This window comes from Azospirillum sp. UFLA03-27 (assembly GCF_059803775.1).
Genome location: NZ_JAUQTX010000121.1, coordinates 1 through 19480 on the forward strand (window position 1 = coordinate 1; position 19480 = coordinate 19480).

Annotated in this window: 22 protein-coding genes; 20 read left to right on the forward strand and 2 right to left on the reverse strand. The window is 68.0% G+C overall.

The annotated features are described in order from the left end of the window. The 4 genes from Q4I23_RS18245 to Q4I23_RS18260 all read left to right on the forward strand — a co-directional run. Nucleotides 1-300 (forward strand): hypothetical protein (locus Q4I23_RS18245; protein ID WP_498527120.1); only part of this gene is annotated, 300 nt, incomplete at its 5' end. 83 nt (nucleotides 301-383) lie between these two features. Next, on the forward strand, nucleotides 384-890 hold the full coding sequence (locus Q4I23_RS18250; protein WP_454016430.1) for a tripartite tricarboxylate transporter TctB family protein: 507 nt from the start codon (nucleotides 384-386) through the stop codon (nucleotides 888-890). 223 nt (nucleotides 891-1113) lie between these two features. Then, on the forward strand, nucleotides 1114-2604 hold the full coding sequence (locus Q4I23_RS18255; RefSeq protein WP_454016429.1) for a tripartite tricarboxylate transporter permease: 1491 nt from the start codon (nucleotides 1114-1116) through the stop codon (nucleotides 2602-2604). Nucleotides 2605-2700: 96 nt separating this feature from the next. Continuing rightward, a complete protein-coding gene (locus tag Q4I23_RS18260; RefSeq protein ID WP_498527121.1) occupies nucleotides 2701-3405 on the forward strand; it encodes a TerC family protein in 705 nt (234 codons plus the stop codon). A 7-nt stretch (nucleotides 3406-3412) separates the two neighbouring features. On the opposite strand, the gene Q4I23_RS18265 is transcribed toward Q4I23_RS18260, so the two are convergent. Beyond that, nucleotides 3413-3601, reverse strand: a complete 189-nt coding sequence (locus Q4I23_RS18265; RefSeq protein ID WP_237907255.1) for a hypothetical protein — start codon at nucleotides 3599-3601, stop codon at nucleotides 3413-3415. A 179-nt stretch (nucleotides 3602-3780) separates the two neighbouring features. On the opposite strand from Q4I23_RS18265, the gene Q4I23_RS18270 reads away from it, so the two are divergent. The 3 genes from Q4I23_RS18270 (at nucleotide 3781) to Q4I23_RS18280 (ending at nucleotide 5754) form a co-directional block, all read left to right on the forward strand. Continuing rightward, complete coding sequence (locus Q4I23_RS18270) at nucleotides 3781-4449, forward strand: CBS domain-containing protein (protein ID WP_498527122.1); 669 nt, start codon at nucleotides 3781-3783, stop codon at nucleotides 4447-4449. A 36-nt stretch (nucleotides 4450-4485) separates the two neighbouring features. Further along, the gene (locus Q4I23_RS18275) at nucleotides 4486-5259 is read left to right on the forward strand and encodes a GntR family transcriptional regulator (RefSeq protein ID WP_454016426.1); all 774 of its coding nucleotides are present in this window, start codon (nucleotides 4486-4488) and stop codon (nucleotides 5257-5259) included. Between the two features lie 72 nt (nucleotides 5260-5331). Continuing rightward, complete coding sequence (locus tag Q4I23_RS18280) at nucleotides 5332-5754, forward strand: transposase (RefSeq protein WP_498527123.1); 423 nt, start codon at nucleotides 5332-5334, stop codon at nucleotides 5752-5754. A 302-nt stretch (nucleotides 5755-6056) separates the two neighbouring features. Here Q4I23_RS18280 and Q4I23_RS18285 read toward each other — a convergent pair whose 3' ends face one another. Beyond that, nucleotides 6057-6692: a class I SAM-dependent methyltransferase gene (locus Q4I23_RS18285; RefSeq protein ID WP_145624388.1), complete on the reverse strand. Its 636-nt coding sequence runs from the start codon at nucleotides 6690-6692 to the stop codon at nucleotides 6057-6059. A 216-nt stretch (nucleotides 6693-6908) separates the two neighbouring features. Here Q4I23_RS18285 and Q4I23_RS18290 point away from each other — a divergent pair, with 216 nt between their 5' ends. The 13 genes from Q4I23_RS18290 to Q4I23_RS18350 form a co-directional block, all read left to right on the forward strand. Beyond that, a complete protein-coding gene (locus Q4I23_RS18290) occupies nucleotides 6909-7934 on the forward strand; it encodes an AAA family ATPase (protein ID WP_454016424.1) in 1026 nt (341 codons plus the stop codon). Continuing rightward, complete coding sequence (locus Q4I23_RS18295) at nucleotides 7924-8781, forward strand: ParB/RepB/Spo0J family partition protein (protein ID WP_498527124.1); 858 nt, start codon at nucleotides 7924-7926, stop codon at nucleotides 8779-8781. Before Q4I23_RS18290 ends, Q4I23_RS18295 begins: the two co-directional genes overlap by 11 nt. A 132-nt stretch (nucleotides 8782-8913) precedes the next feature. After that, the gene (locus Q4I23_RS18300; protein WP_454016422.1) at nucleotides 8914-9384 is read left to right on the forward strand and encodes a hypothetical protein; all 471 of its coding nucleotides are present in this window, start codon (nucleotides 8914-8916) and stop codon (nucleotides 9382-9384) included. A gap of 79 nt (nucleotides 9385-9463) precedes the next feature. Then, a complete protein-coding gene (locus Q4I23_RS18305) occupies nucleotides 9464-10315 on the forward strand; it encodes a DUF8581 family protein (protein WP_454016421.1) in 852 nt (283 codons plus the stop codon). Between the two features lie 70 nt (nucleotides 10316-10385). Then, nucleotides 10386-10952 (forward strand): hypothetical protein, encoded by a 567-nt coding sequence (locus Q4I23_RS18310; RefSeq protein WP_498527125.1) that lies wholly within the window; start codon nucleotides 10386-10388, stop codon nucleotides 10950-10952. 291 nt (nucleotides 10953-11243) lie between these two features. After that, the gene (locus Q4I23_RS18315; RefSeq protein WP_035669664.1) at nucleotides 11244-11984 is read left to right on the forward strand and encodes a beta-ketoacyl-ACP reductase; all 741 of its coding nucleotides are present in this window, start codon (nucleotides 11244-11246) and stop codon (nucleotides 11982-11984) included. 380 nt (nucleotides 11985-12364) lie between these two features. Next, a complete protein-coding gene (locus tag Q4I23_RS18320) occupies nucleotides 12365-13540 on the forward strand; it encodes an acyltransferase family protein (protein ID WP_498527126.1) in 1176 nt (391 codons plus the stop codon). 70 nt (nucleotides 13541-13610) lie between these two features. Then, nucleotides 13611-14810, forward strand: a complete 1200-nt coding sequence (locus tag Q4I23_RS18325; RefSeq protein WP_498527127.1) for a lipid II:glycine glycyltransferase FemX — start codon at nucleotides 13611-13613, stop codon at nucleotides 14808-14810. Between the two features lie 49 nt (nucleotides 14811-14859). After that, nucleotides 14860-15900, forward strand: a complete 1041-nt coding sequence (locus Q4I23_RS18330) for an SIS domain-containing protein (RefSeq protein WP_498527128.1) — start codon at nucleotides 14860-14862, stop codon at nucleotides 15898-15900. Nucleotides 15901-16020: 120 nt separating this feature from the next. After that, nucleotides 16021-17232: a hypothetical protein gene (locus Q4I23_RS18335; protein WP_498527129.1), complete on the forward strand. Its 1212-nt coding sequence runs from the start codon at nucleotides 16021-16023 to the stop codon at nucleotides 17230-17232. Beyond that, complete coding sequence (locus tag Q4I23_RS18340; protein WP_498527130.1) at nucleotides 17229-17906, forward strand: GDSL-type esterase/lipase family protein; 678 nt, start codon at nucleotides 17229-17231, stop codon at nucleotides 17904-17906. Before Q4I23_RS18335 ends, Q4I23_RS18340 begins: the two co-directional genes overlap by 4 nt. Nucleotides 17907-17979: 73 nt before the next feature. After that, nucleotides 17980-19122 carry a THUMP domain-containing class I SAM-dependent RNA methyltransferase gene (locus tag Q4I23_RS18345; RefSeq protein WP_498527131.1) on the forward strand — a complete coding sequence of 381 codons (1143 nt, stop codon included), beginning with the start codon at nucleotides 17980-17982 and terminating at the stop codon, nucleotides 19120-19122. A 27-nt stretch (nucleotides 19123-19149) separates the two neighbouring features. Continuing rightward, a partial coding sequence (locus Q4I23_RS18350; protein WP_498527132.1) for a molybdopterin-dependent oxidoreductase occupies nucleotides 19150-19480 on the forward strand: 331 nt, incomplete at its 3' end.

Here is a 19480-nt window from a genome sequence, read left to right on the forward strand (position 1 = left end):
GAGCCGGTGGCCGACGGCAAGTCGTGGAACAGCATCCCGACCTGCAAGGAATCCGGGCTGGACGTGGAATACACCATGCTGCGCGGCATCTTCATGGGGCCGGGCGTCACGCCGGAGCAGATCGCCTACTATGTGGACCTCTTCAAGAAAGTCCGCGAGACGGAGGAGTGGAAGGACTTCATGGCGAAAGGGGCCTTCAACGTCAGCTTCAAGACCGGCGACGAGTTCAAGACTTGGCTGACCGCGGCGGAAACCCAGCATAAGACGCTGATGGACAAGGCGGGCTTCACCAAGCAATAGCCCCTCCCGTCCGACGCGCGGCCCCCGGGGCATCGCGCCCCGGGCGCCCTCCCCAACCTTTCGGGTTTTCGTGGGAGTGAGCCATGGAGCATGAAACGCAGAACAGTGATCCGGTCGTCTCGAACCGGACCATGGAGATCGTCGTCGCCGGGCTGTTCGCCCTCGTCGCCCTGGTGGTGATGGCCGACAGCATCCGCGTCGGCAACGGCTGGGGGGCCGACGGGCCGAAGGCCGGTTACTTCCCCTTCTATGTCGGCCTGATCATGCTGGTCAGCAGTCTGGCCACGCTGGCTGTCAACCTCTGGCGCCACAGCGGCGAACGGACCGCCTTCGTCGAGAAGCACCAGCTCGCCCTGGTTCTCAAGGTGCTGGTCCCCAGCGCCGTCTTCGTGATCCTGACGGCCTTCCTGGGCATCTATCTGTCGGCGGTGCTGTTCATCGCCTTCTTCATGCATTGGGTGGGCAAGTATCCGCTCAAGACGATCCTGCCAGTCGCCATCCTCGTGCCCGCGGGCCTCTTCGTGATGTTCGAGATCTGGTTCCTGGTTCCGCTTCCCAAGGGACCGGTGGAGACGATGTTCGGGTTCTGACGGGTCCAGTTTTTACCAGTCCAGTTTTTAAATGCCGGGGCGGCCGCGGGAACGGCCGCGCACACCGAAGCAGCGGTGGGCATCCGCGACGAACCAGCCCATGCGGCGGGGACGAACCCCGTCCTGCGCACTCAAGACGCGACCTTTCCAAACGGAACGGGCGCGGATGCCGGAAAGGGAGGGAAACTTGGAAGCGCTCGGGTCACTCATACACGGGTTCGGCGTGCTCGCCGATCCTATGAACATCGCCTACATGTTCATCGGCATCACGCTGGGCGTCCTGATCGGCGTGCTGCCGGGGCTGGGCGGGGCGAACGGGGTGGCGATTCTGCTGCCCCTGACCTTCAGCATGTCGCCGACCTCCGCCATCATCATGCTCTCCTGTATTTATTGGGGAGCGTTGTTCGGCGGGGCCATCACCTCGGTCCTGTTCAACATACCGGGCGAGCCCTGGTCGGTGGCGACCACCTTCGACGGCCACCCCATGGCGCAGAAGGGCCACGCGGGCGAGGCGCTGACGGCGGCCTTCACCTCGTCCTTCTTCGGGGCGTTCGTGGCGGTCCTGCTCATCACCTTCCTGGCCCCGGTGATCGCCGGCTTCGCCCTGCGCTTCGGCCCGGCGGAATTCTTCGCGGTCCAGCTTTTGACATTCTGCAGTTTCGTCGGCATGGGCAGCGAATCCCCCTTCAAGGTGCTGTGCGCCATGATGCTGGGATTCGCGCTGGCCGCGGTCGGGCTGGACAGCGTGACCGGCGAGCTGCGCATGACCTTCGGGTCGGTGGAGCTGCTGCGCGGCTTCGACTTCCTGATCGCGGTCATCGGCCTGTTCGGCATCGGCGAAATCCTCCTGACCATGGAGGAGGGGCTGGCCTTCAAGGGCAAGAGTGCCAAGATCAACGCCAAGGTCGTTTGGGAGACCTGGAAGAGCCTGCCCCGCTACTGGGTCACCGCCATCCGCGGCTCCATCGTCGGCTGCTGGATGGGCATCACGCCCGGCGGCGCCACCCCGGCCTCCTTCATGAGCTACGGCCTCGCCAAGCGCTTCTCCAAGAACCGCCAGAATTTCGGCAACGGCGAGGTGGAGGGCGTGGTCGCCCCGGAAACCGCGGCCCACGCGGCCGGCACCAGCGCGCTGCTGCCCATGCTGACTCTGGGCATCCCCGGCTCGCCCACCGCGGCGGTGCTGCTGGGCGGCCTGCTGATCTGGGGGCTCCAGCCCGGCCCGCTGCTGTTCGTCGAACAGAAGGAGTTTGTCTGGGGCCTGATCGCCAGCATGTATCTGGGCAACATCGCCGGGCTGATCGTGGTGCTGACCACGGTTCCGGTCTTCGCCTCGATCCTGCGCATCCCCTTCAGCATCATCGCGCCGGTCATCGTGGTGATCTGCGCGGTCGGCGCCTACACGGTGCACAACGCCTTCCTCGACATCGTCATGATGCTGGTGTTCGGCGTCGTCGGCTACGTCTTCAAGAAGCTGTCCTACCCGCTGGCCCCGCTGGTGCTGGCCCTGGTGCTGGGCGACATGGCGGAAAGCTCCTTCCGGCAGGCCATGCTGGTGTCGCAGGGCGATCTGGCGATCTTCTGGTCCAACCCGCTGGTCGGCAGCATCGTCACCCTGGCGCTGGTCATGCTGTTCTGGCCGGTGCTATCCGCCCTGCTGCGCAAGCGGCAGTCCCGGCAGGACGGCGGGACCGAGGTGATCCCGGTGAAATAGTCATCCCCGTGACATAGCTCCACCCACTCCCCCGCCGGCCTCCGGGACGGGAAGGCCGGCGGGGGGCCTTCTTCTCACATCGGGGGGTTTGGGACGATGGACACGTCCGATTTCATGATCGCTCTGCTCCAGATCATCTGGATCGACATCCTGCTGAGCGGCGACAACGCGCTGGTCATCGCGCTGGCCTGCCGCTCGCTGCCGCCGAAACAACAGAAGATCGGCGTCTTCCTTGGCACCGCCGCGGCCATCGTGCTGCGCGTGCTGTTCGCCGTCATCATCGCCTATCTGCTGGCCATCCCGTACCTGAAGATCATCGGCGGGGCGCTGCTGTTCTGGATCGCCATCAAGCTCATGCTGCCCACCGAGGAGGAGGAGCAGGCGGAACATGCAGGCACCTCCGCCGGGCTGTGGGGGGTGGTCCGCACCATCGTGATCGCCGACGCGGTGATGAGCCTGGACAACGTCATCGCCATCGCCGCCGCCTCGCACGGCAACACGGTCCTGCTGATCCTCGGGTTGGCCATCAGCATTCCGCTGATCGTCTTCGGCAGCACGCTGATCCTGAAGGCCATCGAACGGCTGCCGGCCCTGGTCTATGCCGGCGCGGGGCTGCTCGGCTACATCGCGGCGGAAGTCATCCTCACCGACCCGAGCATCCATTCCCACGTGACGGAAAGCCTGCCGGTGCTGACCGGGACGGCACCCTTCGTCGCGGCGCTGGGGGTGATGACGGCCGGCTTCCTGATGGCCCGCAGCATCAACCGCCGCCGCGCCGTCGCGGAAACCGATCCGGCTTGAGAACTTCTCAGCAGGAAGAAGGGCGACGGGGCTCGCGGCAGCGACCGCCCCGGACCGCCCGAAAACGGCTCGGCAGGGCCATGGCGCGCACATCGCTGGTGATCTCGGAGATGAGGCCCGGATCGTTCCGCAAAATCTCCGTCACCACGGCGGCCAACCCGGCCAGAGCGAACACGACGGCAAGACTCTCCAACATGGGGAACTCCGGACTCTGACCACACTCATGCTGCGTTGCAGCAGAGATGGCGCAAAGTCCGTTGGGGAGCAAGGGATAAGAAACGTAGCATTTCGTATACCAGACACGCAGCAGGAGCCGGACACAGGCTCCGCACCGCCAGTTCAGGGAGGAACGTCGAGATGCAAGCGAAGGATGTCATGACATCGCCGGTCATCACGGTGGCGCTGGATACCCCCGTGCCGGACATTGCGGAACTGCTTTTGACCCATCGGATCAGCGGCTTGCCGGTGGTGGACCAGGATGGCCGCGCGGTCGGCATCATCAGCGAGGGGGACCTTTTGCGCCGGGTGGAGACGGGAACCGACCGTCCGCGCGCCCGCTGGCTGGAGATGCTGGTGGGCCGCAACGTGCAGGCCGCCGATTTTTTGAAGACCCATGGGCGCTGCGCGCGCGACGTCATGTCGCGCCCGGTCCAGGCCGTCTCGCCCGACACGGAGATCGCCGAGATCGCCGACCTGATGGAGGACAAGCGGATCAAGCGCGCGCCCGTCCTGGTCGATGGGCGTCCGGTCGGCATCATCAGCCGGGCCAACCTGCTGCACGGTCTGCTCCGCAACCGGCGCGGTGCCGCCGGCTTCGGTGCGTCCGGCGACGAGGCGATTCGCGCCGCGCTGCTGCAGGCGTTGGACGGACAGTCCTGGGTGGACCTTGATCGGATCAACATCGTCGTCAACGACGGGGTCGTGCAGCTCTGGGGCATGGTCGACAGCGAGGAGCAGCGCCGCGCCCTGCACACCGCGGCGAGCGGTGTCAGCGGCGTGAAGCGCGTGGAGGAGCATCTCAACCGGAACCGCTTCGTCGGGTGATCTCCCGGCCATCCGCCCCATCGAAGGAGCAGCCCGATGCCGCCACCCGAACTGTCCGTCCAACCGCTGGATTCCGGCGCCACCTTCCGCAACCAGGTCTACCGAAAGCTGAAGCAGGCCATCATTCAGATGGACATCTACGACCACCCCGGCGACGTTCGGCTGGACGAACGCCAGCTCAGCGGCCTGCTGGGCGTCAGCCGGACCCCGATCCGCGAGGCCCTGACCCTGCTGGAGCAGGAAGGTCTGGTGCGGCTGGAGCCGCGGCGGGGAATCTACATCGTCCGCAAGACCAAGACCGAGATCATCGAGATGATCATCGCCTGGGCGGCACTGGAAAGCATGGCGACCCGCCTCGCCGCCGAGCGCGCCACCGAGGAGGACATCGGCACGCTGTGGAACATCTTCCGCAGCTTCGAGGAGCAGGCACCCTCCGACAACATCCAGGAATATTCCGACGCCAACATCGAGTTCCACAAGGCGATCATCCGCCTCAGCCGGGCACGCATCCTGGAAACGCTGACCGACAACCTGTTCATCCACATGCGGGCCATCCGCAAGCTGTCGATCCGGCAGGACAACCGGGCCGAACAGTCGATGCACGAGCACCGTGACATCATCCGGGCGTTGGAGCGGCGCGACGGCGAACTGGCCGAGCGCCTGGCCCGCGAGCACACGCTGGGTCTGGCCGCCCATGTCGAGCGGCACGGCGATTTCCTCGACTGGCTGCGGCTGGCCGAGGTGCGCAATCCCGAGGCGCGCGGGGCGGAGATCAAGGCAGCGTTCAAGGATGGTCTGCCGCTGATGTAGCGGCGGACAGGGGGCCGTAACTTAACCCTCTCCCCCTTGGGGAGAGGGTGGCCCGAAGGGCCGGTGAGGGGGTTGCGCGTTCACGTCGGGATCGACCAGGCGCACACACTGATCCGCACCGTAGCGGTGAGCGCCGCCTCGGTGACCGATACCGAGCTGGGCGACCAACTGGTGTGCGGGGACGAGGCGATGGTGCTGGCCGACCAGGGTTACAGCAGCAAGGCCCGCCGCGCGTGGCTGAAGGAGCGTGGCATCCGCGATGGCATCATGATGCGGCCCGACAAGCACCATCCGGTCTTTTCGCCCTGGCCCAAGCGACGCAACCGCCTTCTTGCCCAGGTCCGCTTCGCCGTGGAACGACCGTTCGCCGTGTTCAAGGAGCAGTACGGCTTGCGCCGTATGCGCTTTTTCACCCAAGCGCGCAATCACGTGCAGGTCCTGCTCGCCTGCTGCGCCGACGACCTGCGCCGTGCCGCCGGCGTTGGAGCGGGCTGAAGGGCGAGATCCGTCCGCAGGCCGCCGAGCGTCGGGTAAAACCCCGACTTCGGCCGCCATTAGGCCGCTTTGGGACGGGAAATTCGCGGCCAAACAGGAATCCGGTCCTGCTTGGCCGCGCGATATTCAAATAGAGTCCAAAATCCGGCCCTATCGCAAAGCCCTCCTCTGGGGAGAGGGTTGGGCAAGGGGGATTTACGGCCGGCCGGGCGGAGAAAAGTTCTCGCTTCGCAAAGTGAAGTGGGCCGCCTTCGGCGCCCCCCTCATCCCAACCTTCTCCCAGGGGGGAGAAGGAACAGGCATCAGGCGGGCGTGGCGGCCTCGCGGCGGCAGTGCAGCAGGCTGAACAGCCCGAAGGGCGGAACGGTCTGCAGTTCCTCCACCTTCAGGCGGGAGCCGGACATCAGCGTGTCCAGCGTAAAGTCGGGCCGCCAGCCCAGCTTCTTGGAGAAGGGCGCCATCCAGTTCTCCACCGAGCGGCGAACGCCCGGCTTGTCGGCGGCGAAGTGGTTGACGATCAGGATGTCGCCGCCGGGCCGACAGACGCGCTCCAGCTCGTTCATCGTGCCCTGCGGGTCGGGGACCACCGTCATCACATACATGGCGACGACGAGGTCGAAGCTGCCGTCGGCGAAGGCCAGCGTGCCAGCGTCCATCTCCAGCAGCCCCTCCACATTTTCCAGCCGCTCGCGGTCAACCCGGTCCTGGGCGACGCGCAGCATGTCCGACGACAGGTCGATGCCGACCACGCGGTTGTCCTTGCGGTAGTCGGACAGGGAGATGCCCGTGCCCACGCCCACCTCCAGAACACGCAGGCCGCCCCGCCGGTTGATCCACTTCACGGCGGCGTGCCGGCCGGACGCCAGCAGGTTTCCGAAGACGGGGTCGTAGAAGCGCGCGTAGCGCCGGTAGGCGGCGCGGATGGAGTCGGCGTCCATTGGGTTTCCCTCACGATTCCTGGCGCAGGATTTTCGGCCGCGACCATAGCGGCCTTTCGCACCACAGGAAAGCCGCAGCGCGCCCTCCTTGTTCCACTCCGGGCCGCAGTTCTGTCTCCGCTTCGGATCGTCATCACATGTGCGGCACGGATGTTGACACCACCATCAACATGACTCATGGTGCCCGTGCGATCACCCCAAATAAGGGATGCCCCCGTGGCCCACGAGATGAGCGGCGAGGAGCTGCGCCGCTACCGCGAACAGCGCGGCATGAACCAGCAGGCTCTGGTCGGCTGGCTGAACGAACGGCTGAACCGGCGCTACGACCGCGCCAAGATCTCCCGCTGGGAAACCGGGGCGGAGCGGATCCCGCAGATCGTCGCGGGCGCCCTGAAGACCGTGACGGAGCCGGTGGGCATCCCCGCCGCGGCGGTGCGGGCGGCCCCGGTGGTGTTCTGCGCCGCCAACCAGAAGGGCGGAGTCGCCAAGACGACCACCTGCGTCAACGTCGCGTGGCTGCTCGCCCAATCGGGGCGGCGCGTGCTGCTGATCGACTGCGACCCGCAGGCCAACGCCACGGTGCATCTGGGCGTCGATCCGCACGAGCGGGAGCTGGCCAAGGCGACCCTGACCCACGCGCTGAAGGCCAGCCGCCCGATGCGGGAGTTCATGACCCCGGTCTGCGACGGCGCCTTCGATCTGCTGCCCTCCTCCATCTCGCTGGCGGCGACCGACCGGGAGCTGCTGCGCCAGCCCAACGGCACGCTGATCCTGCGTGCCAAGATCGCGCAGCTTGCCGGCCAGTACGACTTCGTGGTGCTGGACTGCCCGCCGCATCTGGGCGAACTGACCGTCTCGGTGCTGAACGCCGCCGACCAGCTGCTGATTCCGACCCAGACGGAGATGCTGTCGATGATGGGCATCCCGCAGCTGTTCGAGACCATCGCCGGCGTGCGCGAGCTGGTGAACCCGCGCCTGCAGATTCTCGGCATCCTGCCGACCATGTACAGCCCGCGCCGCCTCCAGGACGAGACGGTGATGAAGGAGCTGCGCGAGCTTGCCGCTGCGGAGCAGCTCCACCTCTTCTCGCCGGTCAAACGGGCCGCCGACTATTCCAAGAGCGTGATGGCCGGGCGCCCCGGCCTTGCCTACAACCCGAACTCCGCGGGCGCGGAAAGCTACCGCGAGATCGCCGACGCCCTGCTGGCTCTCGCCGGGGAGGAGATGCGCCATGGCGCGTAAGCTCGACACCTCCAACGCCGGCCTGTTCAAGCGGGCGCTCAGCCGCACCGGCAGCGGCGGGGGCAGCAACGCCGCCCTGTTCGGCCTGTCCGGCAAGATGCGTCACCGCGAAATCCCGCTGGATCAGGTGGAGCCCAACCCCGACCAGCCGCGGCGCAACGCCCGCGGGGCCGACATCGCGGCGCTGGCCGCCTCGATCGGCGAGCGGGGCCTGCTGCAGCCGATCAACGTGCGGGAGGTCGCCCCCGACCGCTTCCAGATCGTGGCGGGGGAGCGGCGCTACTGGGCCTTCCGCACGCTGGAGCGGGATACCATCCCGGCGCTGGTCATCGACACCGACGACGTTCAGGCGCTGGCCCTGATCGAGAACGCCCAGCGCGTCGACCTGCACCCCATCGACCTTGCTTTGACGCTCGCTAGGCTGATCGGCGACAAGGGGCTGACGCAGGAGCAGGCCGCCGTCCTGATCGGCAAGTCGCAGGAGTATGTGGCCCGCCTCCTGGGCATCCTGCGCCTGCCCGCCCGCATCCTGGAGGAGGCTCCGGACCGGACCACCGTCTCCGTGTCCCTTCTCATGGAGTTGGCGGAGTTGCCCGACGAGGCGATCCAGCTCGCGCTCTGGAAGCGGGCCGGCGACGGGTTGACCGTCAAGGACGTGCGAAACGCCAAGCAGGAGCGCAAGGCGGCCCTCCCGGCCACCCCGTCCGCGGCCCCCGCCTTGCGTGCGCTGCGCAGCAATGTGGACAAGATCCACAACCTGCGCGCGTCTGGCCACGCGCTGGCCGAGGACCAACGGCGGGAGCTGCGCGAACTGCGCGACGCCATCGACGCCCTGCTGCGCGAGTAGAATCCTGAAAAGGGCCATGCGAACGGGAATTTTTTTATCACGCCTCCGTGCCGATAGCGGTCATTGGACAGAATGCGACTCTTGCGCGATGCTTGGCAGCGTTCCGCCATCCGTCCCCAAAAGGGTACCATCATGTCCGATACCGCCGTCGCCAACCCGTCCGCCTCCACTGCCCAATTGCCGGCCGTCCAGGCGCCCGCGGCTCCAGCCGCGCCTCCGCCGAGCGGCGCCGCCGTCATCCAGAACGAGCAGGGCAAGGCGAACTCCCTGCTGAACACCATCGCGGACAAGCTGGACCGGCTGGTGACGCTGACGGTGGTGACTGCGATCGCCGACATCGACGTGGTCCAGGACGATCCCAATCAGGTCGGCTTCACCTGCCGTCCGAAAGCCGGCACGACCATCGAGGCGTTCCAGACCCAGGTCAATCTGGTCACCGGCGACATCGAGAACCTGATCAGCCGTGATTTCGCGACCAACACCGCCTACCACAGCCTGACCGAATTTCACCTCGCCCAGGTGACCAAGAGCAGCGACATCGTCAGCACCAACCTGAAGGCGATCCGCGATCTGGCCGTCCATATCTCCGGCCGCACCGGCTGACCCGCCTTCCGGGCGGCGGGACGTCGCCGCACCGCAGCCACCTCCCCGACGCCCTCCCCCCAACCCAGCAAGGTGGCCGATGTCCCAGTTCGTCGATCTGGCGCGCAACCTTCTCGCGCTCGAAATCAACACTGTGCTGAAAACCGGCATCTCGGCGGAAAAGATGCCGCTGGCGGGGGATGCGCTGATCGATCTGGCGCAGGAATACTATGTCTTCCTGTGCGAGCAGTTGGACGTCTTCGGCAGCCGCGAGACGGCGATCCTCGCCCCCTGGGCCGGCCGGATCTCGGAGACGTTCCATTGGGGGCTGGCCCCGTTCGCCCCGCCACCCGACACCGCCCGGCCCGACCGCTACGACCCGTTCTTCTTCAGCCGCGACCTGCCGGGCAACGACCCCGCCCGCGGCACCACGCTGAAGGTCTTCGACGACCTGCGCGAGGTGGCGAGTTGGCTGCGCGAGATGACCGACCGCACCCTGGACGCAGCCCGGCAGCCCGGCGCCACCGCCGACGTGGTATCCGCCGCGGCGGAGATCGACCACGACGCGCCGCCGATCCTGATGCGCATCCAGCGCAACTCCGACCAGATCAACGACGTGCTGCGGCGGCGCGGGCTGGACACCGTCAGCTATCTGCGCGGCATGGCCGAGGAGGTCCGTCGCATGCCGGCGCTGAAGACGGCGGACGTGGTGACCATCCGCAAGGCGTGGGACGTCGGGACCGAACTGGTGGTCATGCAGTCGACGATCCAGATCGACGGCGACGTGGTCACCCGCCTGCTGAAGGGCCGCGACAACGCCGGCAGCAGCGTCATGATCAGCGTCCACAAGGACGCGGTGGACGTCTCCTTCCGCTATTGGAGCTTCCTGATCGACGCTCTGGGCCGGTTCGCCGGAAAAGCCGTGAACACCCTGGTGGGAGATACGGGGTAGCCCGCTGCGCCGGCGCTTCCTCAGTGACCTCCCGCATGGCTTCGCCTGGCGGCGCGACGCCCTGACCGAGATGGTCGGGCGGTTGCGCCGGGGCAAGGCCGGCCTGATTCCCCGGCGCGGGCATGGCATTGCGCTGACTCTTCAGTTCTTCGCCCAGGGTGGACGGACGATCGGCCTGCGCGTGCCGGTCGCCACGCCGTCACCCGACAATGGTGCCGGCTTGCGCACCATTCCGGTCCGTGTGTCGATCCAGCCCGACGGCGACGTCCTGGTCGCCCTGCCCCGGGCCGCGGTCGAGAATGGACGGTTCGACGCCGCGTCCGCGGCGCGTCTGACCGCTCAACTGCGCCGTCTGGTGGAGCGGGTCACCTCGGCGAACCCGCTGTGGGGGATCGACGCGCTCCAGGCGCTGGGGGAAGCCGTCACTGCCGTCGCCGGGCTGTGCAGCGGCGCGGTCCTGCTGTGGAACGGGTTCGAGCGGATGACCGCCGGCCAATGGGCGCACAGCGGCGCGACGCTCGTGCTGCTGGCGGCGCCGGCCGCTCTGGCGAAGCTGCGGCCCTGGCTTCTCGGGGCGGTGGCGCCCAAGCTGTTCCCGCTCGCGCTCAAGGCCGGTGAGCGAATCCTGCGGATTTGAGCCAAATCCGACTGGTCACACCACTTGGTGCGGTGCAGTAAGACTCTGAAAAGTCATTTCTTATTGACATTCCTGTAAAAAATCGCACCCGCTCGCATCTGCGATGTTGCAGCGCATTGGCCCGGGGCCGGACTTGTTCTATGTTATGCCTGCCGCCGCGGTTGATGGCTCCCTCATAAGGACCATCGGCACGACAGCATCCGTAACAAGAAGCAACCCCTTTGCTTCTGCGGTTCACCAGCGGGCTTGCCTCACCAGGAGCTGGCCGTTTCTATTACTGGAGCGATTGTAATGTCTCAGAAGATCGCGCTCGTCACCGGTGCCATGGGCGGTCTCGGCACCGCCATCTGCCAGGCCCTGGCCAAGGACGGTTGCATCGTGGCGGCGAACTGCCTGCCGAACTTCGAGCCGGCCGCCGCCTGGCTGGGCCAGCAGGAAGCCCTCGGCTTCAAGTTCTACGTGGCGGAAGGCGACGTTTCCGACTTCGAAAGCTGCAAGGCGATGGTCGCCAAGATCGAGGCCGACCTGGGCCCGGTGGACATCCTGGTGAACAACGCCGGCATCACCCGCGACAAGTTTTTCGCGAAGATGGACAAGGCCCAGTGGGATGCGGTCATCGCCACCAACCTGAGCAGCCTGTTCAACGTCACCCAGCAGGTGTCGCCGAAGATGGCCGAGCGCGGCTGGGGCCGTATCATCAACATCTCCTCGGTGAACGGCGTGAAGGGCCAGGCCGGCCAGACCAACTACTCGGCCGCCAAGGCCGGCGTGATCGGCTTCACCAAGGCGCTGGCCGCCGAACTGGCGACCAAGGGCGTCACCGTCAACGCCATCGCCCCGGGCTACATCGGCACCGATATGGTCATGGCCATCCGTGAGGACATCCGCCAAGCCATCACCGACAGCGTTCCGATGAAGCGCCTGGGCCGTCCGGACGAGATCGGCGGCGCGGTGTCCTACCTCGCGTCGGAGATTGCCGGCTACGTCACCGGCTCGACCCTGAACATCAACGGCGGCCTGAACTACCAGTAAGGCACCGGCCGTCCGGCACTGGCGGCAAACCGCCCAGCCGGCAAGCACACGGCCCGTTCCCGGCCTGACCAGGGGCGGGCCGTGTGCCTTTCGCTCTTCGGAGCATCCCTTCAAAGTAAAACGCCCGGGATCGGGTGGACCGTTCGCGCCGCGCACCTCCCCTTTGTGCCATGGCTTCGGTAACGGCCGGTCATCTGAAAAGTATACTCCCGCAGATTTCCTGTTGAATCCGTTCGGGCCCCTGTACCCGCGCGCCCCAACGAGTATGCTCCCCAGCAGCACGCAAGTTGCGTCCTGAGGCCGCACCGCGCTCGTCTTCCGGAATCAACAGACGTCGAGAACCTGCACATGGGCACGTCCCATGCAGGAAGGGAGGAATCGTGCCTGAATCGCCGATCATGCAAACTCTGCCGGGAGACGGGTCTGCCCGTCACAGGTCCGGGGCCGATTACGTCTATGGGATCGACATGGTCCGCTTCGCCGCGGCTTTGCTGGTCACCGGCTTCCACCTGACCTGGCGCGACCCCGCGGTCGCCGACGTCATGTGGTCCGGCTGGGCCGGGGTGCAGGTCTTCTTCGTGGTATCGGGCTTCGTCATCGCCAATTCGGCCAACAACGCCACACCGATCGCCTTCATCCGGTCGCGTCTGCTGCGTCTCTATCCGGCGGCCTGGGTCTGCTCCATCCTGTGCCTCGTCGCCCTTGTGCTCATGCCCGGTGCAGACCCGGATCTGGCGCGGCGCTTCATCGCCTCCTTCTCGCTGGCGCCCGCCGGCCCCTACATCGCGTCGGCCTATTGGACGCTGCCGGTCGAGATCGCCTTCTACGCCGCGGTGTTCCTGCTGCTGTTCAGCGGGAATTTCCACCGGCTGCCGCAGTTCGCCCTGGCGCTGACCGCCGCCAGCTCGGCCTATCTCGGCGTCTACAGCCTGCACGTCTTCGGCGTCGTCGACCTGCCGTTCCTGGAGTTCGAGTACGGCATGCTGAACATGACGCTGCTGCGCCACGGCGTGTTCTTCGCGCTGGGGATCTTCCTGTGGCTGTGGTCGTGCGGCAAGCTGACCCGGACGGGCATGGCCGCCGCCCTGCTGGCCCTGATCGCCGCGCCGCTGGAGATCACCGCCCGGTCGGTGGAGTTCGTGGAGCGCTCGCCGGTCCCGCTGAACCTCGCCGATCTGTGGATGAACCCGCTGCTGATCTGGGGAGCGTCGCTCCTCGCCATCGCCGCCTCGGCGCGCTGGCGGGCGGAGATCGCCACGCTGCCGCCGTCCCTGCTGGCCCTGCTGCGCGTGGTCGGGTTGGCCACCTACCCGCTCTACCTGCTGCACGAGGTGATCGGCGGCTCGGCCAAGGCACTGGCGATGCAGGCCGGGGCCTCCTCCATGGCCGGCGCGGTGACGGGCGGCGCCCTGTCCATCGCCGTGGCCCTGCTGGTCGCCGCGGTCCTGGAACCGGCGGTGCGCGACCGGCTGCGCCGTCTGCTCGACATCCCGCAGGCCGCCTTCTCGGCCCGCCCCGCCTTCAGCACCTTCTACCGCTCCGGCGGAACCGTGTGACCAAACGTCCAACCGTTACCAAACGCTTCCACAAAAAACGATCGCCGTGAATTCCAGGGGAGAAACCTGAATGTACACCGACGCGCTTGGTGGCGATGTCCTGTGCCCCGCGTCCTCCATCGAGATCGACCGGGTCGACCGCAGCGGCTGGTACGCCATTCTCGATGGCTTCGACGACGCCAACATCTTCCAGACCTGGGATTATGGCCGCATCGCCCACGCCGGGCGGGAGTTGAGCCACCTCGTCGTGCGGCGCGACGGGCGCCCGGTGGCCGCGGTGCAGGTGCTGCTGCGCCGCGTGCCGGGCATCGGCGGCCTGGCTCTGGTCATGTGGGGGCCGATGTGGCACCCGCGCGGCCAGGAGCCCGACCACGCCGCCCTGATGACCGCGCTGCACGCGCTGAAGGCGGAATACACGGATCGGCGCGGCTTGCTGCTGCGCCTGCTGCCTCATGTCTCCCAGGCGGACGGGGAGGCGGTGACGGCGGCCCTGGCCTCGCTGGGAATGCGGTTCCGGGAGGAGAAGGCCCCCTACCGCACCTTCATCACCGACCTGACGCCGGACGAACCGGGACTGCGCTCCAACCTGTCCCACCACTGGCGGCGCGGGCTGAACAAGGCCGAGCGGATGGGGATCGAGGTCGTTGAAGGCTCCCACGCCGAACTGCTGGAGACCATCGACGACATCTTCGTCGAGACGCAGCGCCGCAAGGGCTTCAAGGCCTACGACAGTCGCACCTTCACCCGCATCAACGAGGCGCTGCCGCCGCGGCGGAAGATGCGCGCCTTCCTCGCCATGCACGAGGGGCGGCCGGTGGCCGGGGTCGTCGTATCGCTGTTCGGCACCACCGGGCAGATGCAGAACTCCGCCACGCTGGAGGCCGGGCTGCGGGTCAACGCCGCCTATCTGCTGCAATGGCGGGCGCTGCTGTGGATCAAGGCGAACGGCGGGCTGCGCTACGACCTGCATGGGGTGAACGCCCAGACCAACCCCGGCGTCTACCAGTTCAAGCGCGGCCTCGCCGGCAAGCATCCGGTCGAGACGCTTCACATCGGCACCTTCGAGACGCCCGGCCCGTTGCCCAGCCGCCTGCTGGTTCAGGGCGGCGAATCGATGCGCGCCCAGGCCGACCGCTGGAAGACCCAGGCCGGCGCGATGGTGAGCCGGCTGCGAAACTGGAAACCGCCCCAGGCCGAGCCCGCCTCGTTGGAGGACGTGGACACCTCAGACGCCGCCGTTCTGGCGAAGGCACCGTCCGGCCCGGCGTGAGGTTGGCCGGAAGACCGTGTTATGATCGGCCTGGAACGGAGGCCGACCCATGACCAGCGCTCCCCTGATGATGCAGGAAGCCGCAGCCGCCCCCGCGGCGGTGCGGCGCCTGCTCCACTCCGACGCCGCGGCGGTGGCCGCCCTCGCCGACCGGCTGCGCTCCGTGCCGCCGCCCTTCGCGATGACCATCGCGCGGGGCAGCAGCGACCACGCCGCCGGTTACGCCCGCTACCTGTTCGAAACAGCGCTGGGGCTGGTCACCGCCTCGGCGGCGCCGTCGGTGGTCACGGCCTATGGCGCCGATCTGCGGGTGAAGGACGCCTTCGTCCTGGCCATCTCCCAATCGGGCCAAAGCCCCGACCTGCTGCGCGTCGCGGACGCGGCGCGGGCCGGCGGCGCTTTGACGGCGGCGCTGCTCAACGCGGAGGGCTCGCCGCTGGCGGAGCGGGTCGCCCATCCCCTGCCGCTTCACGCCGGGCCGGAGTTGAGCGTCGCCGCGACCAAGAGCTTCGTTGCCAGTCTCGCGGCCATCGCCCGGCTGACCGCCGTCTGGACGGACGACCGCGCGCTTCTCGACGCCCTTTCGCAACTGCCCCACGAACTGGAACGAGCCGGTGCTGCGGACTGGTCGGCGGCGCTGCCGGTGCTGGGGGGCGTGTCCAGCCTGCTGATCGTCGCGCGGGGCCGCAGCTATCCCATCGCGCAGGAAATGGCGCTGAAGTTCAAGGAGACCGCCGCAGCCCATGCCGAACCCTTCAGCGCGGCGGAGGTGATGCACGGTCCGATGGCGCTGATCGAGCCGGGCTTTCCCGTGCTGGTCGTGGCGGTGCGGGACGAGACGCTGGACGGCGTATTGGAGACCGCCCGTGCGCTGAAGCGGGCCGGCGCCCATCTGCTGGTCGCCTCCGCCGAGGAGCGGGCGCTCGCCTTGGCCGACACGCCCTTGCCCCTGCCGCCGCCGCTGCACCCGGTGCTGGATCCCATCGCGGCGATCCAGGCCTTCTACCCCTTCATGGCCCGGCTGGCGGTGGCACGCGGCTTCGACCCCGACCGGCCCCGCCATCTGCTCAAGGTCACCCGGACGGTTTAGGAATTACCTCGAATTTGCGGTGATCTTTTCGGCCCTGCCGCCACCGCCCGTTGACGCGCCCGGACCAGCTCGCGCTAGGCTTGCCAAAACCACGGTTTGGCAGCGAAACGGGACAGCAGCATGACCATCGGCATCGGCGCGGACGACCTTCTGCGATTTGAAAGTCTGGGCGACAATTGCGAATTCGGCTTCGTCCTGCGCCGGTTGTCCTGCGAGGCGGGGAGCTTGTTCCGCTGGGCGTCGATGAAGCCCGACCAGCTTCTGACCAAGCTGCGCGCCAACTTCGAGGGCATGTACCGCTTCGAGAACCTGTCACCGCTGCGCACCGGCATGGTGCTGGATTCCGCCTATGGCATCGGCTGGCACAGCGAGATGAAGTCCGACGTCAGCGGCGGGCAGCTGGTCTTCCGTGACGACGACGCGACGCGGCGCGCGATGCACCGCCGGGAGACGCGAAAGATCCAGTATCTCCAAGCCAAGTTCACTGCGCGGGCGGCGATGGGTGGGGTGATCTTCGTCGTGAAATCGAACCCCGGCATCGCCCCCTCCACCATCGACGGGCTGCATGACGCGCTGGCCGTCCTTGCGGGCCACGACGACTTCGCCCTGCTGGAGGTTCAGGCGACGGACGATCCCACCCGCATCGGCCATGTGGACTGGCAGCGCCCCGGCCTGATGCGCGGCTACGTCACCCGCTTCGCCCACTATCATCAGGCGGACGACATCGACGCCGCGGCATGGTTCTCCATCGTCCAGGGCGCGCTGCGCCTGTTCCCCTGCCACGACTGGGCGCAACGCCACGCCGCCCTGCGCATCGGCACGCCGGACGCGCTGGTGCAGCTTCGCTTCCCCTTCGGCCCCGATCAGGACACGAGCAAGCCCATCACGGGCGACCTGCGCGCCGGAACCGCCCACCTGCTGAACGGAAACAGCTGGTGCCGCCCTTACGAGGGCCTGTTCCGCCTGCACGGCCCCGATCCGGAGCGGCCCGGCACCACGCTGCGCTGGACCGGTGTGCACGCGCCCGGTCCCTTCCATCTCGGCGCCACCCTGCGCTGCCCCCTTCGGGACTCCGTCCCGCTCCGCGTCGCGGTTTCTATCGCCACGGAGGGCGGCACGACGCTGGCCGAGGAGCGGTTCGAGGTGCATCCCGGCCGGGCCACCGACCTCGTGCTGGACGCCCCCGCCACGAAGGGACCGCTGACCGTCGCGTTGATCGTGAACGCCGTGCGCCCGCTGACCGAGGGGGAGCGCGCCGTTCTAGACCTCTCGCCGCCCGCCCTGCATCCTGAGCAGGTCCCGGCCGTCGCTCTTCCGGCGAAGGCGGCGTGAGTCGGATCACCCAAGCGGGATGGGCCGGGATCGCCACACTGCTGGTGGTCCTGGCCGTCCCGGCGCAGGGCGAAACGCCTGTCGGGCCGCGCATGCAGCCCCCCTATCCGGACGGGCTGACGACGCGCATGGAAACGCTGCGGCGGCAGGACCCGAAGGCGATGCTGCTGGGAGACTCCCTGATCGCCGGCTGGCCGCCCGACCTTGCCCGCCGGCTATTCGACGCGGAGCCGATGAATTTCGGGGCCGGGGGCGACACAACGGGAAACCTGCTGTGGCGGGTGCGGCAGTCCTTCGGGCCGGGCATGGGGCTGAGGTCCGCGCTGGTCCTGATCGGGACGAACGATCTGCCGAACCGTTCCGCCGGGGAGATCACCACCTCCATCGAAGCCATCACCATGGACGTGAAACGCTTCGCCCCCGACGCCTGCGTCACCCTGCTGGCCCTGCTGCCGCGGCGCGACGGCAACGCCATCTTCGCCGAACGCATCGCCGATGTGAACCGGCGGCTGAGCGCCCTCGCCGGTCCCGGCCTGCGCGTGGTTGACGCCAACACCCCGCTGCGCGACGCCTGCCCGGCGGAGGGCGCCTGCCCACTCTACAAGGACCCGGTGCATCTCACCCGCGCCGGCTACGAGCGGCTGACCACCCTTATCGACAAGGCCGGTTGTTAGGGGGCCGGTTGTTAAGGGGGCCGGCTGCCAGAAAGATGTCGAAGGCGGCCGGGCTTCGGGATATCTAGGGGCCATGACCAGCGACACCGCCGCCGCCGACCGTACCGGCACCGATTTCGAGATCTTCATCGTCACCGCGCCGGGCCTGGAATCCGTGCTCTGCGCGGAGGTGAAGGCCAAGGGCTTCCGCGACGCCACCGCCATCAAGGGCGGGGTCACCGTCCGCGGCGGCTGGCCGGCGGTCTGGCGGGCAAACCTGGAGCTGCGCGGCGCAACCCGCGTGCTGGCCCGCGTCGCCTCCTTCCGCGCCTTCCACCTCGCCCAGCTCGACAAGCGGGCGCGCCGGGTGCCCTGGGCCGAGTTCCTGCGCTCCGACGTGCCGGTCCGCGTCGAGGCGTCCTGCAAGGGCTCGCGCATCTACCACGCCGGGGCGACCGCTCAGCGCATCGAGCGGGCTATTACCGAAGAGCTGGGCGCCACCATCTCCGCCGAGGCCGAGGTGTCCATCAAGGCCCGCATCGACGACGACCTGTGCACCATCAGCGTCGACGCCTCGGGCGAGTCCCTGCACAAGCGCGGCCACAAGGAGGAGATCCACAAGGCCCCGCTGCGCGAGACGCTGGCCGCCCTGTTCCTGCACCATTGCGGCTACGACGGGACCGAGCCGGTGGTCGATCCGATGTGCGGGTCCGGCACCTTCGTCATCGAGGCGGCGGAGATCGCCGCCGGCCTGCACCCCGGACGCAGCCGCCGCTTCGCCTTCGAACAGCTCGCCTCCTTCGACGACGCGACGTGGCAAGCGATGCGCTCCGCGGGAGGCACACGCACCGCGCCCGCCGTCCGTTTTTACGGCAGCGACCGCGACGGCGGGGCCATCGCCATGAGCCGCGCCAACGCCGAGCGCGCAGGCGTCGCCGCCCTGACGGACTTCCAGAAGCACGCGGTCAGCGACCTGATGCCGCCGGAGGGTCCGCCGGGCCTCGTCATCGTCAACCCGCCCTACGGCGCGCGGATCGGCGAAAAGAAGCCGCTGTTCGCCCTCTACGGCGCGCTCGGGCAGACGTTGCTGTCGCGCTTTTCCGGCTGGCGGGTCGGTCTCGTCACCAACGAGGCGTCGCTGGCCCAGGCGACCGGCCTCCCCTTCCGGCCATCCGGCCCGTCGGTGTCGCACGGCGGCCTGCGCGTGACGCTGCACAGCACCGCCGCCCTTCCCTGACCCCATACCGCACCCATCTGTAAAGCCATGTCCAACCGCACCGCTCCCCGCCTGCACGCTTCGGCCTGCCCGCACGATTGCCCATCCACCTGCGCGCTGGAGGTCGAGGTGCTGGACGAGCGCCGCATCGGGCGCATCCGCGGCGGCGCCGACAACAGCTACACCGCGGGAGTGATCTGCGCGAAGGTTGCTCGCTACGCCGAGCGGGTGCACCACCCCGACCGGCTGACCCGGCCGCTGCGCCGCACCGGTCCCAAGGGCTCCGGCCAGTTCGCGCCGATCTCCTGGGACGAGGCGCTGGACATCGTCGCCGACCGGTTCCTGGAGGCCGAGCGCCGGCACGGGCCGGAGACGGTGT

Coding starts and splice junctions, on each gene's coding strand:
- Q4I23_RS18295 (WP_498527124.1), top strand. CDS start 7,924: ATGGCGCGTAAGCTCGACACCTCCAACGCCGGCCTGTTCAAGCGGGCG.
- Q4I23_RS18250 (WP_454016430.1), top strand. CDS start 384: ATGGAGCATGAAACGCAGAACAGTGATCCGGTCGTCTCGAACCGGACC.
- Q4I23_RS18315 (WP_035669664.1), top strand. CDS start 11,244: ATGTCTCAGAAGATCGCGCTCGTCACCGGTGCCATGGGCGGTCTCGGC.
- Q4I23_RS18260 (WP_498527121.1), top strand. CDS start 2,701: ATGGACACGTCCGATTTCATGATCGCTCTGCTCCAGATCATCTGGATC.
- Q4I23_RS18285 (WP_145624388.1), bottom strand. CDS start 6,692: ATGGACGCCGACTCCATCCGCGCCGCCTACCGGCGCTACGCGCGCTTC.
- Q4I23_RS18265 (WP_237907255.1), bottom strand. CDS start 3,601: ATGTTGGAGAGTCTTGCCGTCGTGTTCGCTCTGGCCGGGTTGGCCGCC.
- Q4I23_RS18310 (WP_498527125.1), top strand. CDS start 10,386: ATGGTCGGGCGGTTGCGCCGGGGCAAGGCCGGCCTGATTCCCCGGCGC.
- Q4I23_RS18330 (WP_498527128.1), top strand. CDS start 14,860: ATGACCAGCGCTCCCCTGATGATGCAGGAAGCCGCAGCCGCCCCCGCG.
- Q4I23_RS18270 (WP_498527122.1), top strand. CDS start 3,781: ATGACATCGCCGGTCATCACGGTGGCGCTGGATACCCCCGTGCCGGAC.
- Q4I23_RS18305 (WP_454016421.1), top strand. CDS start 9,464: ATGTCCCAGTTCGTCGATCTGGCGCGCAACCTTCTCGCGCTCGAAATC.
- Q4I23_RS18300 (WP_454016422.1), top strand. CDS start 8,914: ATGTCCGATACCGCCGTCGCCAACCCGTCCGCCTCCACTGCCCAATTG.
- Q4I23_RS18345 (WP_498527131.1), top strand. CDS start 17,980: ATGACCAGCGACACCGCCGCCGCCGACCGTACCGGCACCGATTTCGAG.
- Q4I23_RS18335 (WP_498527129.1), top strand. CDS start 16,021: ATGACCATCGGCATCGGCGCGGACGACCTTCTGCGATTTGAAAGTCTG.
- Q4I23_RS18325 (WP_498527127.1), top strand. CDS start 13,611: ATGTACACCGACGCGCTTGGTGGCGATGTCCTGTGCCCCGCGTCCTCC.
- Q4I23_RS18275 (WP_454016426.1), top strand. CDS start 4,486: ATGCCGCCACCCGAACTGTCCGTCCAACCGCTGGATTCCGGCGCCACC.